This is a genomic window from Streptomyces sp. NPDC055239 (assembly GCF_053606205.1).
In genome coordinates this window covers 170,041-185,876 of record NZ_JBSGRD010000009.1, presented here as the reverse complement: position 1 = coordinate 185,876, position 15,836 = coordinate 170,041, and the positions used below count along the sequence as shown (strand labels likewise).

14 protein-coding genes are annotated in these 15,836 nt (G+C 69.4%); 7 read left to right on the top strand and 7 right to left on the bottom strand.

Annotation, left to right across the window (positions count from 1 at the left end):
• Positions 1-49: 49 nt before the first annotated feature.
• Positions 50-442 (bottom strand): winged helix-turn-helix transcriptional regulator, encoded by a 393-nt coding sequence (locus tag ACWFRJ_RS27200; RefSeq protein WP_453536184.1) that lies wholly within the window; start codon positions 440-442, stop codon positions 50-52.
• 91 nt (positions 443-533) lie between these two features.
• Between ACWFRJ_RS27200 and ACWFRJ_RS27195 the strand changes: the two genes are divergently transcribed.
• Positions 534-1,394 (top strand): NAD(P)H-binding protein, encoded by an 861-nt coding sequence (locus tag ACWFRJ_RS27195; RefSeq protein WP_453536181.1) that lies wholly within the window; start codon positions 534-536, stop codon positions 1,392-1,394.
• A 144-nt stretch (positions 1,395-1,538) separates the two neighbouring features.
• Positions 1,539-2,549, top strand: a complete 1,011-nt coding sequence (rarD, locus tag ACWFRJ_RS27190; protein ID WP_453536178.1) for an EamA family transporter RarD — start codon at positions 1,539-1,541, stop codon at positions 2,547-2,549.
• A gap of 1 nt (position 2,550) precedes the next feature.
• Here the strand turns inward: rarD and ACWFRJ_RS27185 are convergent, their stop codons facing one another.
• The gene (locus ACWFRJ_RS27185; RefSeq protein WP_453536176.1) at positions 2,551-3,417 is read right to left on the bottom strand and encodes an NAD(P)H-binding protein; all 867 of its coding nucleotides are present in this window, start codon (positions 3,415-3,417) and stop codon (positions 2,551-2,553) included.
• Between the two features lie 100 nt (positions 3,418-3,517).
• Between ACWFRJ_RS27185 and ACWFRJ_RS27180 the strand changes: the two genes are divergently transcribed.
• From ACWFRJ_RS27180 to ACWFRJ_RS27170, 3 genes are all read left to right on the top strand, one after another.
• Complete coding sequence (locus tag ACWFRJ_RS27180) at positions 3,518-4,396, top strand: AraC family transcriptional regulator (protein ID WP_453536173.1); 879 nt, start codon at positions 3,518-3,520, stop codon at positions 4,394-4,396.
• Positions 4,397-4,597: 201 nt separating this feature from the next.
• Positions 4,598-5,539 (top strand): M28 family metallopeptidase, encoded by a 942-nt coding sequence (locus ACWFRJ_RS27175; RefSeq protein ID WP_453536170.1) that lies wholly within the window; start codon positions 4,598-4,600, stop codon positions 5,537-5,539.
• Between the two features lie 145 nt (positions 5,540-5,684).
• Complete coding sequence (locus tag ACWFRJ_RS27170) at positions 5,685-6,266, top strand: flavodoxin family protein (protein WP_453536167.1); 582 nt, start codon at positions 5,685-5,687, stop codon at positions 6,264-6,266.
• 51 nt (positions 6,267-6,317) lie between these two features.
• Here the strand turns inward: ACWFRJ_RS27170 and ACWFRJ_RS27165 are convergent, their stop codons facing one another.
• The 5 genes from ACWFRJ_RS27165 to ACWFRJ_RS27145 form a co-directional block, all read right to left on the bottom strand.
• Positions 6,318-7,250, bottom strand: a complete 933-nt coding sequence (locus ACWFRJ_RS27165; RefSeq protein ID WP_453536164.1) for an ABC transporter permease — start codon at positions 7,248-7,250, stop codon at positions 6,318-6,320.
• Positions 7,237-8,217, bottom strand: coding sequence for an ABC transporter ATP-binding protein (locus ACWFRJ_RS27160; protein WP_453536161.1), 981 nt, complete (start codon positions 8,215-8,217; stop codon positions 7,237-7,239). The genes ACWFRJ_RS27165 and ACWFRJ_RS27160 overlap by 14 nt, the downstream gene beginning before the upstream one ends.
• 90 nt (positions 8,218-8,307) lie before the next feature.
• Complete coding sequence (locus tag ACWFRJ_RS27155; RefSeq protein WP_453536158.1) at positions 8,308-9,579, bottom strand: LolA family protein; 1,272 nt, start codon at positions 9,577-9,579, stop codon at positions 8,308-8,310.
• Between the two features lie 269 nt (positions 9,580-9,848).
• A complete protein-coding gene (locus tag ACWFRJ_RS27150; protein ID WP_453536155.1) occupies positions 9,849-10,838 on the bottom strand; it encodes a CHRD domain-containing protein in 990 nt (329 codons plus the stop codon).
• A 156-nt stretch (positions 10,839-10,994) separates the two neighbouring features.
• A complete protein-coding gene (locus tag ACWFRJ_RS27145; protein ID WP_453536152.1) occupies positions 10,995-12,005 on the bottom strand; it encodes a polyprenyl synthetase family protein in 1,011 nt (336 codons plus the stop codon).
• Between the two features lie 298 nt (positions 12,006-12,303).
• Here ACWFRJ_RS27145 and ACWFRJ_RS27140 point away from each other — a divergent pair, with 298 nt between their 5' ends.
• Together ACWFRJ_RS27140 and ACWFRJ_RS27135 are read left to right on the top strand one after the other, a co-directional pair.
• The gene (locus tag ACWFRJ_RS27140; protein WP_453536149.1) at positions 12,304-13,818 is read left to right on the top strand and encodes a peptide MFS transporter; all 1,515 of its coding nucleotides are present in this window, start codon (positions 12,304-12,306) and stop codon (positions 13,816-13,818) included.
• A gap of 28 nt (positions 13,819-13,846) precedes the next feature.
• The gene (locus ACWFRJ_RS27135; protein WP_453536704.1) at positions 13,847-15,835 is read left to right on the top strand and encodes a CocE/NonD family hydrolase; all 1,989 of its coding nucleotides are present in this window, start codon (positions 13,847-13,849) and stop codon (positions 15,833-15,835) included.
• Position 15,836 lies beyond the last annotated feature (1 nt).

Genomic DNA, 15,836 nt, shown 5'->3' with positions numbered 1-15,836 from the left:
GGCACTGCCGCTACCGCTGCCACTGCCCCCTGAGCCCGGTTCTGACTCTTCAGGACCGGGCTTCGTCGTACGCCTGCCGGGCTTCGTCGTAGACCTGTCGTGCTCCCTGTACGTCCGACAGACGCCGCTCGGTCCACTCGGCGAGCGCCCGGACCTGCCCGCCGACCTCGCGCCCGAGGTCGGTGAGCGAGTAGTCGACGCGCGGCGGAATGACCGGCTTGGCGTCGCGGTGCACGAGGCCGTCGCGCTCCAGGGTCTGCAGGGTCTGCGTCAGCATCTTCTCGCTGACCCGGCCGAGGGCCCGGCGCAGTTCACTGAAGCGGTACGAGCGCTCGTCCAGGGCAATGAGGACGAGCACCCCCCAGCGGCTCGTCACGTGTTCCAGGACGAGGCGCTGCGGGCACATCCCGTCGTCTCCGAGGTTCCAGGTACTTACTGCCATACCAGTACCTTACTTCAAAGTGGGTACTTTCCAATAGTTAGCGCTCGGCGTAGGCTCTTCCTCAGAACCACACCAAAGGGAGATTCCAGACATGAGCATCGTCGTCACCGGAGCCACCGGACACCTCGGCCGTCTCGTCATCGACGGGCTGCTCGACGCGCAGGTGCCCGCCGGGCAGATCGCCGCCGTGGTCCGCGACAAGGAGAAGGCCGCCGACATCGCCGCACGCGGTGTCGAACTGCGGATCGCGGACTACAGCGCGCCCGAGACCCTCACCGGCGTCTTCGCCGCGGGCGACAGGGTCCTGCTGATCTCCGGCAGCGAGGTCGGGCAGCGTGTGCCGCAGCACGCGGCGGTGATCGACGCCGCCCGTGCGGCGGACGTGGCGCTGCTCGCGTACACCGGCGTCCTCGGTGGACCCGACGCCGACTTCGACCTCGCGGACGAGCACAAGGAGACCGAGCGGCTCGTCCTCGACTCAGGTCTGCCGCACACGTTCCTGCGCAACGGCTGGTACCACGAGAACTACACGGCCAACCTCGCACCCGTCCTGGAGCACGGCGCCGTCGTCGCATCGGCGGGCGAGGGCAGGGTCGCCTCCGCGTCGCGCGCCGACTACGCGGCCGCCGCCGTCGCCGTACTCACCGGCGAGGGCCACGAGGGCAAGGCCTACGAGCTGAGCGGCGATGTCGCGTGGAGCCTCGCCGAGTACGCCGCCGAGATCTCCCGGCAGACCGGCAAGGACATCTCGTACGCGAACGTCCCCGCCGAGCAGAACCTCGCGATCCTGACCGGCGCCGGGCTTCCCGAGCAGTTCGCCGCGATCCTCGTCAACGTGGACTCGGCGATCGAGCGGGGTCTCCTCGCCGGTACGAGCGGCGATCTGGCCCGCCTCATCGGACGGCCGACGACGCCTCTCGCGGACGCGATCGCGGTGGCGCTCAAGGCCTGAGACGAGCTGAGACGGACCGAGACGGGCTGAGGCGGGGCGAGACAGGGGTCATGACCGTTTTCGTGAGACGGGCATGACACGGGAGTGTCTGTGCGGCTACCTTCTTGGAGGCAGCGTGGGGCTGCCACGCACCAAGGAGGGGCCGTGGACGCCGCCGCAGCTGAGCAGTCGAAGAGCGAGCAGCGCACAGGACTGCTGAACGGCATCGCGGCCTACGGGATGTGGGGCCTCGTGCCCCTGTTCTGGCCGCTGCTCAAGCCGGCCGGAGCGGGCGAGATCCTCGCGCACCGGATGGCGTGGTCCCTCGTCGTGGTCGGCATCGCGCTGCTCGTCGTACGGCGCTGGGCCTGGGCGGGCGAGCTGATCCGCCAGCCGCGCAAGCTGGGCCTGGTGACGATCGCCGCGGCGGTCATCACGATCAACTGGGGCGTCTACATCTGGGCCGTGAACTCCGGCCACGTCGTGGAGGCCTCCCTCGGCTACTTCATCAACCCCCTGGTCACCATCGCGATGGGCGTCCTGCTCCTCGGCGAGCGGCTGCGCCCCGTGCAGTGGACGGCCGTCGCCGTCGGCCTCGCGGCCGTCCTCGTACTCGCCTTCGGGTACGGGCAGCCGCCGTGGATCTCGCTCTGCCTCGCCTTCTCCTTCGCCACGTACGGCCTGGCGAAGAAGAAGGTCGGCCTCAGCGGGCTCGAGTCCCTCGCCGCCGAGACCGCGATCCAGTTCCTGCCCGCCGTCGGGTTCCTGGTGTGGCTGAGTGTGCGGGGCGACGCCACGTTCGGGACTGAGGGTTTCGGGCACGGGACGCTGCTCGCCGCGACCGGTCTGGTCACCGCCATTCCCCTGGTCTGCTTCGGCGCCGCCGCGATCCGGGTGCCGCTCGCGACCCTGGGGATGCTGCAGTACCTCGCTCCCGTCTTCCAGTTCCTCCTTGGCATCCTGTACTTCCATGAGGCGATGCCGCCCGAGCGGTGGGCCGGGTTCGGGCTCGTGTGGCTGGCACTGACGTTGCTGACCTGGGACGCGGTGCGCTCCGCGCGGGTCAATGCGGTGCGGTTGGCTGCCGCGAGGGCCTCGGTGGCCTCGGCCCCCGTCGCCGGGCGGGAGACGGAGCCGATGACTCCCGCCGCCGGGCGGGAAGAGTCCACGGTCTGAACTAGCCCCAGGCCCCTGCCTCCGATGCCGCCTTCGCGTAGACGCTGAAATCCGTGGCCTCTCGGCCCAGTACGTCTCGTACGCCGTTCACCGGTGCCGCGTTGTAGCCGTCCGCCAGCCAGGCCAGTACGTCCGCGAGGGCTCGGGCCGGTTCGGCGGGGACGTCTGCCGCGGTCAGTTCCGCCACGTACTCGTCCGGCGTGATGTGCTCGAACCGCATCGGACGCCCCGACGCCTGCGACAGTTCCGCGACCGCATCGGCGAAGCTCAGCGCGCGCGGCCCCGAGAGTTCGTAGACCCGGCCCGTGTGCCCGTCCTCGGTGAGCAGGGCGGCGGCCACGTCCGCGATGTCGTCCACGTCGATGAACGGTTCCGGCACATCACCGACGGGGAGCGCGAGGCGGCCCGCCACGAGGGGTGCGTGGAAGATGTCCTCGTCGAAGTTCTGGGTGAAGTTGTTCGGGCGGATCACCGTCCAGTCCACGCCCGCCTCGCGCACCACGCGTTCGGCCTCCGCCATGGACGGCTCGAAGGAGTCGCCGTACACCTCGACGCCCCGCCCCGACAGGACCACGAAGCGGCGTACGCCCGCCGCCACTGCCTGGTCGACGAAGCCGGCGATCGGCTCGGGCTCGGGCGGGCCGACCAGGTAGAGGGCGGACACGCCCTCGAGGACCGGGGCCCAGGTGGAGCGGTCGGTCCAGTCGAAGCGGGTCTCGCCGGAGCGGGACGCCGCACGCACGTTCCGGCCCGCCTCTCGCAGCCGGGCGACCACGCGGCGGCCTGTCTTGCCGGTGGCGCCGAGGACGAGGATGGGGGCGTCGGATGCCAGAGGGTTCTTCGAGTTGTTCTTTGCGTTGTCGGTCATGGATACAGCCAACTGCCCTGCCGGGGCTTGTCACATGGGCGCCCGTCTCGCCCGCATGGGAGTACGTCTACGCGAGCGGGGCGCCGTCTACGGTGGGGGCATGGACGCTCTGGGGGATCTGCTGCGAGGGGTACGCGCTGACGGCGCGCTGTTCGACCGCACGGTGCTGACAGGACCGTGGGAGGAGAGCCGCAGCGAGGGGGCGGCGCTGACGCTGGTCTCGGTGGTGCACGGCACGGCGCGGATCACCGCCGCGTCGGGGGAACCGCGCACTCTGGGGGAAGGGGCCGCGGCCGTAGTGTGCACTCCGGCCCCGTTCACGCTTTCGGCTGCGGGCGCGGGCGCGGGCTCCGACGAGTGTGAACTGGTGACCGGTGCCTACCAGTTGGACAGTGCGGTGGGCAGGCGCCTGGTCAGCATGTTGCCGCCGCTCCTCGTGGTGCCGTCCGGCGACGACTGCATGCCCATCCTGGAGCTGATCGCCGCGGAGGTGGACGCCGACCGGCCGGGACACCAGTTCGTGATGGACCGGATGCTCGACTGGCTCCTTGCCTGCACCCTGCGCGAGTGGTTCGACCTGCCGGACGCCTGCCCGCCCTCCTGGTACAGCGCGCTCGGCGACGAGGTGGTCGGCCCCGCCCTGCACGCCATGCACGACGAGCCGTCGCGGCCCTGGACGGTGGCCTCGCTCGCCGCACGCGCCCAGGTCTCGCGCGCGGTGTTCGCCCGCAACTTCGCCGAACAGGTCGGCAGGCCCCCGATGGCGTACCTCACAGAGTGGCGGATGACGCTCGCCGCCGAGCTGCTCGCCGAGCCGGGCGCGACGGTGGCGTCCGTGGCCGGGAAGGTCGGATACGCGGACGGGTTCGGATTCAGCGACGCCTTCAAGCGGATCCGGGGCATCGCGCCGAGCGGCTACCGCGCCTCACTGACCGCCCGGCGGCCGGACTCCGGCTCGTCGCTCAGGGCAGTGGGCTGACCTACGCCCGCCCGTCCGACGCCCAACGCCCAACGCCACGCGCAACGATTCGACCGCCCTGCGGAACACGGCGACCGATATGCGCTCTTGACGCGCGGTCAATCTCACCCGCACCATCAGGCACGCCAATTCGCTTCGATGTTCAGCGAATTGGCGTACCCCAACAGAACGAACGATCCAACAGAACACGGAGCCCCCCACATGAAGCTCTCCGTTCCCGGACGCACCACGGCAGCCGCCGTCATAGCCGTCGTAGGACTCTTCACCACCAGCGCGATATCCTCCGCGGCCCCCGCCCCCAAGGCGGCCGCCCCCGACATCTCCGTGGCCAACGTCCAGGCCCACCTCTCACAGCTGCAGTCCATCGCCTCGGCCAACGGCGGCAACCGCGCCCACGGCAGCGCGGGCTACAAGGCCTCCGTCGACTACGTGAAGGGCAAGCTGGACGAGGCCGGATTCACCACCTCGCTCCAGGAGTTCACCTCCAACGGCAAGACCGGCTACAACCTGATCGCCGACTGGCCCGGCGGCGACGCCGACCAGGTCGTCATGGCGGGCTCCCACCTCGACAGCGTCGGCGAGGGCCCCGGCATCAACGACAACGGCTCCGGTTCGGCCGCGATCCTGGAGACCGCGCTCACCGTGGCGAAGGAGCAGTACAAGCCCACCAAGCACCTGCGGTTCGCCTGGTGGGGCGCCGAGGAGCTGGGGCTCGTCGGCTCCTCGCACTACGTCGACAAACTGCCCGCCGGCGAGCGTTCGAAGATCAAGGACTACCTGAACTTCGACATGATCGGCTCCCCGAACCCGGGCTACTTCGTCTACGACGACGACCCCACCATCGAGAAGACCTTCAAGGACTACTACGGCGGCCTCAACCTCGCCACGGAGCCCGACGAGGAGGGCGACGGCCGCTCGGACCACGCCCCGTTCAAGGACGCGGGCGTCCCGGTCGGCGGCCTGTTCAGCGGCGCCGACTACGAGAAGACCGCCGAGCAGGCCCAGAACTGGGGCGGCACGGCCGGTGAGCCGTTCGACAAGTGCTACCACTCCGCTTGCGACACGGAGTCGAACATCGACGGGAAGGCCCTCGACCACAACAGCGACGCCATCGCGTACGCGGTGTGGGGGCTTTCCTCCTAATCGGCGGGCACCACCCCCCTTGGCCCGCGGGAGTCCGCGGGCCCCATGTGGTCCCGGGCCACCCTGGACGTAATTACCTGCGCGTGCATATAGTGCACGCGCAGGTAATCGGCAGTCGCCTCACTTCCAGTTCCAGGGGGACCTCATGACTCGCAAGTTCCTTTTCGTACTCGGCAGCTCCCGTCCCGACGGCAACACGGAGACCCTGGCCCGCCGGGCCGCCGAGCAGCTCCCCTCGGACGTCGAGCAGCGCTGGCTGAACCTCGCCGACCATCCGCTGCCGGACTTCGAGGACCTCCGCCACGACAGCGATCACGTCCGCCCGTCCGGCAACAACATCGCGACGCTGCTCGACGCGACCGTCGAGGCGACCGACATCGTCATCGCGTCGCCCCTGTACTGGTACTCCGTCTCGGCCACCACCAAGCGCTACCTCGACTACTGGTCGGGCTGGCTGCGCACTCCCGGTGTCGACTTCAAGGCCACGATGGCCGGGCGCACCCTGTGGGGCGTGACGGCGCTTGCCGACGATCAGCCTGTCGTCGCAGACCCGCTCGTCGGTACCCTGCACAACTCCGCCGCGTATCTCGGGATGCGCTTCGGCGGCGTACTGCTCGGCAACGGCAGCAAGCCCGGCGACGTACTGAAGGACGAGCGGGCGCTGACCGAGGCCAAGTCGTTCTTCGCGCAGGAGCCGGCGCTGGCCCGCTTCCCGTTCGAAGCCTGACGCGGAGGAGGCCGACGCCGCCTATGCCGTGGTGTCCTACGCCGTGATGCCCTACGCCGTGATGTCCTTCGCCCCGAACCGCGCCCACGCCGCCGAGCCGAACAGGACCGCGTAAAGGCCCTGGAGGCCGAGGTTCTTGACCAGCTCGTCCCAGTAGACGGGCTCGCGCATCAGGTCCGCGAAGGACAGCCAGTAGTGCGAGAAGAAGTACGGCTGGATGGCGTGCAGTTGGGGGATCTGGTCGAGGATCTGGACCGTGATGAGCAGGCCGACGGTCGTCGCCATCGCCGCGATGCCGCTGCTGGTCAGCGTCGACACGAAGAGACCGAGCGCCGCCACACCGATCAGTGACGCGGCGACCACGAGGGCGATGAGCAGCGCGCGCAGCAAACCTTCGCCGAAGCTGATCGGGACGCCGGAGATGGTGGTGACCTCGCCGACCGGGAAGAGCAGCGCCCCGACGGCGAGCGCCGAGAGGGCCACGACGAGCGTCGCGACCAGGCAGAACGTCATCGTCGTCGCGTACTTGGCAAGCAGCAGACGCGTACGTCCCGCCGGGGCGACAAGGAGATAGCGCAGCGTCCCGGCGCTGGACTCGCCCGCGATGGAGTCGCCCGCGACGACGCCGACCGCCATGGGCAGGAAGAAGGGGAGTGTCGCGGCGAGCGCGGTGAAGACGAGGAACAGGCCGTTGTTCGTGATCTGCGCGATGAACGCGGGGCCCCCGCCCTCGCCGCCCCCGCCGACCGTCGAGCCGTCGCTCGTCTCGATCTTGACGGCGATACCCACGAGGATCGGCACGGCGGCGAGCACGCCGAGCAGGGCGAGGGTGCGCCAGCGGCGGAAGGTGATGCCCAGCTCGCTGCGGAAGAGCCCGAGGCTCCAGATCCGCCGGACCTCGCGCACGTCACCGCTCTCGCGCACGCCCTGTCCGCCCTGCACTTCCTGTGCTTCATCTACGCCGACAGCCTCAGCCCGCGACATCGAAGCCCTCCCCCGTCAGTGCCACGAACGCGTCCTCCAGCGAGGCCCGTTCGACGCCGAAGCCCCGTACCCGTACGCCCGCACCCACCAGAGCGGCGTTCAGCTCCGCGAGGTCCGTACCAGTGTCCGAGTCGGTACCGGTACCCGCACCCGGCGGTTCGCCCGTCACGCGGTCCTCCGCCACGACGAGGTCCGTCACGCCGAGCTCCTTCAGGACGCGTACCGCGTCACCCGTGTCCGGTGTCGTCACGACAAGGCGGCCCCGCGCACCGGCGGCCAGCTCGGCCACCGGTCCCTGGGTGATCAGACGCCCCTGGGCCATCACCGCGGCGTGCGAGCAGACCTGCTCGATCTCGTCCAGGAGGTGTGAGGAGAGGAAGACTGTCGTGCCCTCCGACGCCAACTCCCGCACCAGCGCCCGGATCTCGCGCATGCCCTGCGGGTCGAGGCCGTTGGTCGGCTCGTCGAGCACGAGGAGCCTGCGCGGCTGGAGGAGCGCCGCCGCGAGGCCGAGGCGCTGCTTCATTCCCAGGGAGTACGCCTTCGCCTTCTTGCCCGCGGCCGCCGTCAACCCGACCCGGTCCAGGGCTGCTTCGGCACGGATGCGGCGGGTGCGCGGGTCGGCGGTGGGGTCCGCGGCGTCGTACCGCAGGAGATTGTCGCGGCCGGACAGGAAGCCGTAGAGGGCCGGGCCCTCGATGAGCGCGCCCACGTGCGGGAGCACGGTGCGTGTGTCGCGCGGCATCGGGCGGCCGAGGAGCCTGGCCCGGCCGGAAGTCGGCTCGATCAGGCCCATCAGCATCCGAATGGTGGTCGTCTTGCCCGAGCCGTTCGGTCCGAGGAACCCGAACACGCTTCCTGCGGGGACGGTGAGGCTCAGACGGTCCACGGCCAACTGCTTGCCGTAGCGCTTGGTGAGAGCGTCGGTCTCGATCACGCTCTCCGTCGCCACGCTGGTGCCCGGCACTCAGCCCTCCCCGCTCGAAATCGTGACGGCGGGTCCGAGGTGCCTGCCCGGCACCTCGGACCCGTCGCTCATTCGCCTTGCCGCAGCACGCTACTTCGCCGCGTTCGCCGCCTTCACGAGCGCGTCCTTGGTGACCGCGCCCGCGTAGACCTTGCCGTCCTCGGTGATGAGGGCGTTGATCAGACGCGTCTTGAAGACCGTGCCCGAGCCGAACTCGCCCGTCACCTTGTCGCCGAGCGAGTCGAGAAGCCGCTGCGCGTCCGGCGACGCGGCGCCGGATCCGCCCGTCGGGAGGCCCTGGCCGCCCGGCAGCTTCAGTTCGGCGATGGAGTTCCAGCCCTTGCCGATGACATTCAGACCGTTCAGGTCCTCCTTGCCCTTGAACTCCTCGCCCTTGAAATCCTTGCCCTTGAAGTTGTGCTTCTTGGCTTCGGACCTGGCCTCGGACCTGGCCTTGGCGTCGTCGCCCTCCGTGACCTTCGCGCCCTTGGGCGGCGTGAAGTCGAAGGTCGAGGCGGCCGGCTTGCCGAAGTCGACCTTCGTGAAGCCCGCGTCGACGACCGCGCTGCCGCCGCTCGACGGAGTGAGCGTGAACTTCAGCGGCGTGCCCGTCTTGGAGTCCACCGCGACCGTGATCTGGCCGACCGTCGAGCCGGACTGCTTGGGCTTGATGACCAGGCGGTAGGCGTCACGGCCCGCGACCTGCGCGGTGCCGTCCACCTTCACGGACGTCGTGCTGTCGACCGCCTTCAGGGCTTCCTGAGCCAGCTCCTTGGGGGTGGACGGGACACCCTTGGGGAGGTCCTTGGAGGGGCCTTTCTTGCCGGACTCCCCCTTCGACTTGGAGTGGTACGCCTCGTTCGACTTGCTGTCGTAGGCCCACACGTCGTCGCCGTTGTGGATCAGGCTGTACTCGGCTGCGTCGTCCAGAACGGACAGCTTCTGCTTGTCGGGACCGTCGGCGGCGACGCGCAGCGTGTGCGTGCCGGACGCCAGCTCCATCAGCTTGGACTGCGGGTCCGCGGCCGAACCCCCGCCGTCCGCGCCCTTGCCGCCTCCGCCGCCCGAGGCGAAGCCGCCCGCCATGTCGCCGCCGAAGGACGGAAGGCCGAGGTCGGTGCTGATCTTCACGTTGCCCGAGAGCTGCTGCGTGTCCGACGCGGCGATCTTCTCGATCAGCTGCTGTGCGGTGACATCGGGCAGGTCGGGGTCGCCCGACGTGGCGAGCGCCGGGACGAGACCGATGGTCGCCGCCGCCACCCCCGCCACCGCGACGGGGACCACGTAACGCGCCGCCTTTCTGCGGCCTGCGCGCAGCTCCCCGGTCTCGTTGGTGTTCTGCTCCGGTTCGTACGGTGCCATTGTGTGCCCTACCTCCGTGGTCGGCGGCGGCCTTCCCTGTACGTGCGTGCGTCCACCCCGCGCCGCCATTCTCACCCGAATAGGTCAGGAGTGGTTGTTCTTGCTGGACCTTGCTGGTGTCCATACGACCAAATCGGCCAGCGAGAAGCGTCAGACCCCGGGAGCAACTCCACGTACTGCTGTGGGATGACACAGAGAGGCGGCGCCTCCCCCATCCCGTAGGGGAGACGCCACCGAGACGCCACAAAGACCCCGCCGAACAGGCAGGATCAGCGCTGCACGAACACGTAGTCCGCCTTGTACGGCACCTTCGCGATGGCGCCCGGCTTGCAGTGACCCGCCGGTGCGACCCCGCCCACCGTGTTCAGGCGCAGGATCTCCGCGGTGCCGGCGAGCAGTCCGTGCCGCTTGCCGGTCTGAGTTGCCGCCAGGTCGAGTTCGGGGATGTTCTTGTCGCCGTTCGGGGTCTTGGAGATCAGCTTGCCGGTGACCTGGCTGCGGTCGTGGGCCGTCCAGCGCGGGATGCCGGAGTTGGGGGCGACGAAGTCGTGCGCGATGCCGCCGCCGAGCCGGGCGCGCACGTCACGCAGCGCGAAGTCGAACTTCTCGGAACCGGATTTCCCGGAACCGGACTTCCCGGGATCGTCCTCGACCTTCTTGCACTCGTAGATCTGCTTGCCCTGGATCACGGAGGCCTGGAAGTTGGCCGCCGCGTGGCGGAAGTCGAAGTGCGTGGTCACCTTGTGGAGCTGGCCGCGGATCGCGCCGCCCGGGAACTCGGCGGTGTGCAGGTTGGCGTAGAAGCCGCCGGGGTCCGCCTTCAACTGCTTGAGCAGCGCCGCGTCGTCGACCCTGACCGTGCCGGAGACACGGTTGCCCTTGCTCTTGTCGAGCAGCTTGGTGAACTGGATCTTGATGTCGCCGTTGGTGCCCTTGACGCCCTGGTGGATGTGGAGGGCGGTCGGCCTGCCGATATCGCGCCACTTGACGCTGACCGACACCTTGTCGCCCTTGACCTTGACGAACTCCAGCGCCTTGCCGTCCTTGTCGCCCACCGCGGGGCCGCCCTGCACCGGCACCTCGTTGGCGCCGTTCATGCTCGCCACGAAGACGGACCCACCGCCGCTGGAACCACCGCTGACGCTGCCGCCAGTGCCGCTGTGCGCGACGGCGGGCGGCGCCACGACCGCCATGCCCGCCGCTGCGGCGACGGCCGCACCGACGGCGACCAGTGCCCTGCCGGAAGTGCCCATACTCATACTCATGCCCATGATCTGAATTCCCCCCTGCTTGAGCCGACGCACCACAGCGTCAGCTACCGGGTAGAGATACGGAATAGATCTGAACTTGGACTCAATCCAAGGCCACACAAAGATGTGACCTAGGTCACCCCCGTCAGTGAGTGCCGAAGGCCCTCAGCCTGCCCGATGCACCACCAGATCGCACAGCTCCACGAGCGACGTCTTTGCGTCACAGTCCCGCAGCGGCGCGAGCGTCGCCCGCGCCTCCTCGGCGAACCGCACGGTGTCCTTGCGCGCCTGGTCCAGGGCCGGGTGGGCCCGCAGCCGCGTCAGCGCCTCGGCGTGCCGCGCGTCGTCCGTCAGGTCCGCGTCGAGGAGCTCGCTCAGGGCGATGTCATCGGCGAGCCCGAGCTTCTCCACCCGCTCGCGCAGGCGCAGGACCGGAAGGGTGGGGATGCCTTCACGGAGGTCCGTGCCCGGCGTCTTGCCGGACTCGTGCGAGTCGGACGCGATGTCCAGTACGTCGTCGGCGAGCTGGAAAGCGACGCCGAGCCGCTCGCCGTACTGCGTCAGGACGTCCACGACGGTCTCGTCGGCGCCCGACATCATGGCGCCGAAACGGCACGCCACGGCGACGAGCGAGCCGGTCTTGCCGCCGAGCACGTCGAAGTAGTGGTCGATCGGGTCGCGGCCCTCGGTCGGTCCCGCCGTCTCCAGGATCTGGCCGGTGACCAGTCGTTCGAAGGCCTCCGCCTGGATGCGGACGGCGTCAGGACCGAGGTCGGCCAGGATGTACGAGGCGCGGGCGAACAGGAAGTCACCCGTGAGCACGGCGACGGAGTTGCCCCAGCGCTGATTGGCGCTCTCGACCCCTCGGCGCACGTCCGCCTCGTCCATCACGTCGTCGTGGTAGAGCGTCGCGAGGTGCGTGAGTTCGACGACGACGGCGGAGGGCACGACGCCCGGCGCGTACGGATCGCCGAACTGCGAGGAGAGCATCACGAGGAGCGGCCTGAACCGCTTGCCGCCCGCACGCACCAGATGCTGCGCGGCCTCCGTGATGAAGGGGACCCCGCTTTTGGTGGCGTCGAGCAGACCTTCCTCGACGGCCGCCAATCCGGCCTGGACATCGGCTTCGAGAGCCTGGTCCCGCACGCTGAGGCCGAAGGGCCCGACGACGGTCACGAGGGGTTCTCCTGTCTGCTGACGATCACAAGTCGGTCACTCGGTCGATCATCACTCGGTCGATCTTTGCGCGATGACGGGGTCGATGACACGGTTTGTCGATGTGTCGCTGCCATCACGCAAGTCAGCGTATCCGGTCCCTGTTCGATCACAGTGGGCACCCGCCTGTGCGATGCCGCCCAGGCGACGTGCGATCACCACCGGTATGTTCTTGATCAGCTGATACGACACAGAAGACCGCATCACCCCGCAATGCACGAAAGCCCCACGAACAACGGAACGACCGGGAGCACCGCCTTTGTCCCGCACCGAGGCCGACACCGAACCGCCCGCCGAGCCGCCGACGGAGCCGCCGCCCGGCGACGACCACGCGTTCTTCGGGCAGCCACGCGGCCTGCTCACCCTCTCAGGGCTCGAAGTCTGGGAACGCTTCTCGTTCCTCGGCATGCAGGCCATCCTCGTCCTGTACTTCGCGGACTCCGTCGCCAACGACGGAATGGGCATGGATTCCGGGACGGCCGCCTCGGTCTCGGCGGCGTACGGAACGCTCGTCTATCTGGTGTCGGTGGCGGGCGGCTGGCTCGCCGACCGGATCCTCGGCTCGTACCGCGCGGTCCTGTGGGGCGGCATCCTCATCGCCTGCGGCCACTACTCGATGGCGATCCCGACGTCGACGATGACCTGGGTGGGCCTGGGCCTGATCAGCGCGGGCACCGGACTCCTCAAGCCGAACGTCGCCTCGATGGTCGGCAAGCTCTACCGCACCGACGACCAGCGGCGCGACGCGGGCTTCGCGCTGTACTACATGGGCATCAACATCGGTGCCTTCGCGGGCCCGCTGATCACCGGCTGGCTCGGCGACCACAAGGGCTGGCACTGGGGCTTCTCGGCGGCCGCGATCGGCATGACCTTCGGCCTCATCCAGTACGTCCTGGGCCGCCGTCACCTCGCGGGGCGCAAGGCATCGGCCGAATTCGCGCTGCCCAAGGACGCGATGCGCCGCGCGGTCGTCCTGATCGTCGTGGGCGTCGTCGTGTTCGCCGCCCTGGCGGCGCTCCTTGCCGCCGTCGGCTGGCTGACGATGGACCGCTTCGTCGACGTCCTCACCGTCATCTCGGTGATCGCGCCGGTCGTCTACTTCACGGTGATGTTCCGCAGCCCGCGCGTGAGCGCCGAGGAACGCGGCCGTCTGAGGCCCTACGTGGTCCTCTTCCTGGCCTCGGTCGTCTTCAACTTCATCCTCTTCCAGGCCTACTCGACGATGATCCTGCTCGCGTCGACGAACGCCGAGACGTCGATCCTCGGCTTCACCTTCCCCGCCAGCTGGTACGCCTCCGCCCTCGGCGCCTTCGAGGTCGCGCTCGCCCCCGTCGTCGCCGCGGTCTGGGCCCGGATGGGCCCCCGCCAGCCGCACGCCTCCAACAAGATCGCGTTCGGCGTGATCCTGGGCGGCCTGTCGTTCATCCTGATGGTCCTGCCGACCTCGGGGCACGGCGACGGCTCGTACAAGATGGCGGTCTGGTGGATCGTCGGCTCCTACCTGCTGCTCGGCCTCGGCGACATCCTCGTGGAGACCTCCGGCATGTCGGCCACGACGAAGCTCGCCCCACAGGCCTTCGCCAGCCAGACCATGGCCCTCTGGTTCCTCTCGCTCGCCCTCGCCAACGGCATCCAGGCACAGATCGTGAAGCTGTACGGAGAGGTCTCCAACCCGGCGTACTTCGGCGTGAACGGCGCGATCGCGGTGGCCGCCGGTGTCGCCGTCGTCCTGCTCGCACCGTGGCTGCGCCGCACCATGCACCCCGTCCACTGAGGACACTGAGGTTCCCCCCATGCAGAACATGCAGATCCGCTCATCCTTCCCGTACGAGACCACCCGCGAGGACGTCCGGATCCCCCTCCCGGACGGCACCAGGCTGTACGCGCGCATCTGGCGCCCGGTGACGGACGAACCCGTCCCCGCACTCCTGGAGTACCTCCCCTACCGCCTGAGCGACTGGACGGCGCCACGCGACTTCCAGCGCCACCCCTGGTACGCGGGCCACGGATATGCCTCCGTGCGCGTGGACGTGCGCGGCCACGGCAACTCGGAGGGCATGCCGGGCGACGAGTACGACGCCGTGGAGCTTGCCGACGGGGTCGAGGTCGTCAACTGGCTCGCCGAGCAGCCCTGGTGCTCCGGCAAGGTCGGCATGTTCGGCATCTCCTGGGGCGGCTTCAACTCCCTCCAGATCGCGGCCCTCGCGCCCGAGCCGCTCAAGGCGGTCATCACGGTCTGCTCCGCGGACGACCGCTATGACAACGACGTGCACTACATGGGTGGTTCCGTCCTCGCGGTGGACATGCACGCGTGGGCGGCGACGATGCTCGCCTTCGTCTCCCGCCCCCCGGACCCGCTGTTCGTCGGCGACCGCTGGCGGGACATGTGGCTCAGCCGCCTCGAAGCGGTCGACCCCTTCATCCACACCTGGCTCGACCACCAGACCCGCGACGCCTACTGGCAGCACGGCAGCGTCTGCGAGAACTACTCGGCGATCGACGCGGCGGTGCTCGCCGTGGGCGGCTTCCACGACCCCTACCGGGACACGGTCCTGCGTCTGGTCGAGAACCTTCCGGGTGACGTCCGGGGCCTGATCGGCCCGTGGTCGCACCAGTACCCGGACCGGGGCCTGCCGCCGGGCCCGGCGATCGGCTTCCTCCAGGAGACCCTGCGCTGGTGGGATTACCACCTGAAGGGCATCGACACAGGGGTGATGGAGGAGCCGAAACTCCGCTCCTGGATCAGCGGATCCCACCCGCCGGCGACGGTGTACGCCGAGCTGCCGGGCGGCTGGGTGGGCGACCCATCCTGGCCGTCGCCGAACGTCACACCGGTCTCGTACGCCCTCCAGGGCCACCCCTTGGTGGTCAACTCCCCCCAGCACACGGGCCTGGACGCGGGCCGCTACTTCCCCTTCGGCAACGACGCGGACCTGCCGCCGGACCAGCGGGACGAGGACGCGAAATCGGCGTGCTTCGAGTTCGAGGTGCCCTCGGCCGTACGCATCCTCGGCCGACCCAAGGTGACGCTGCGCCTGACGATGGACGTGCCGTCGGGACAGGCGATCGCGCGGGTGTGTGATGTGGCGCCGGACGGTTCGTCGACCCTGGTCACGCGCGGCGTCCTGAACCTCTCGTCGCGCGACGGCAGGGACAGGGTGGACCCGTGGCCGGTCGGCGGGACACAGGACGTGACGTTCGAGCTGAACGCGATCGGCCACACCTTCCCGCCGGGCCACCGCATCCGGCTCGCGGTGTCGTCGGCGTACTGGCCGTGGATCTGGCCGCAGGCGGACTCGGCGGGCTTCACCCTCGACCCGGCGGGCAGCGCGCTCGAACTCCCGGTGCGCGAGGGCGACTTGGACCCGTCGATCACTTTCCCGCCGCCCGAGCAGTCGGAGCCGCTTGAGGTGGTGTACCCGGCGACGCTCGACGGGCCGCGCCCCGAGCGCCTGGTCGTACGCGATGTGGCGAAGGGCGAATGGCGCCTGGAGGTGGACCCGCGCTACGGCGGTACGCGCGTCTACCCTGACGGCCTCGAATTCACCGAGGACGCCGTGGAGACGTACACGATCAACGAGTCCGACCCCCTCAGCGCCCGCACCCGGTCCGACTGGACGATCCGCCTGCACCGCCCCGACCTTGCATGGGACGTGTCGATCAACTCCCGCTCGGAGATCACGTGCGACGCGACGGACTTCATCACGTCGAACGAGGTGGTGTGCAGGGACGGGGCCGAGGTGGTGTTCCACAGGACGTGGGAGAAGCGGATCCCGAGGACGGCGGGGTAGG

What these genes read in the sequence shown, in the direction of transcription:
- ACWFRJ_RS27195 (WP_453536181.1), top strand. Translation starts at nt 534, where the DNA reads ATGAGCATCGTCGTCACCGGAGCCACCGGACACCTCGGCCGTCTCGTC.
- ACWFRJ_RS27170 (WP_453536167.1), top strand. Translation starts at nt 5,685, where the DNA reads ATGACTCGCAAGTTCCTTTTCGTACTCGGCAGCTCCCGTCCCGACGGC.
- ACWFRJ_RS27165 (WP_453536164.1), bottom strand. Translation starts at nt 7,250, where the DNA reads ATGTCGCGGGCTGAGGCTGTCGGCGTAGATGAAGCACAGGAAGTGCAG.
- ACWFRJ_RS27155 (WP_453536158.1), bottom strand. Translation starts at nt 9,579, where the DNA reads ATGGCACCGTACGAACCGGAGCAGAACACCAACGAGACCGGGGAGCTG.
- ACWFRJ_RS27135 (WP_453536704.1), top strand. Translation starts at nt 13,847, where the DNA reads ATGCAGATCCGCTCATCCTTCCCGTACGAGACCACCCGCGAGGACGTC.
- ACWFRJ_RS27200 (WP_453536184.1), bottom strand. Translation starts at nt 442, where the DNA reads ATGGCAGTAAGTACCTGGAACCTCGGAGACGACGGGATGTGCCCGCAG.
- ACWFRJ_RS27185 (WP_453536176.1), bottom strand. Translation starts at nt 3,417, where the DNA reads ATGACCGACAACGCAAAGAACAACTCGAAGAACCCTCTGGCATCCGAC.
- ACWFRJ_RS27150 (WP_453536155.1), bottom strand. Translation starts at nt 10,838, where the DNA reads ATGAGTATGGGCACTTCCGGCAGGGCACTGGTCGCCGTCGGTGCGGCC.
- ACWFRJ_RS27180 (WP_453536173.1), top strand. Translation starts at nt 3,518, where the DNA reads ATGGACGCTCTGGGGGATCTGCTGCGAGGGGTACGCGCTGACGGCGCG.
- ACWFRJ_RS27175 (WP_453536170.1), top strand. Translation starts at nt 4,598, where the DNA reads ATGAAGCTCTCCGTTCCCGGACGCACCACGGCAGCCGCCGTCATAGCC.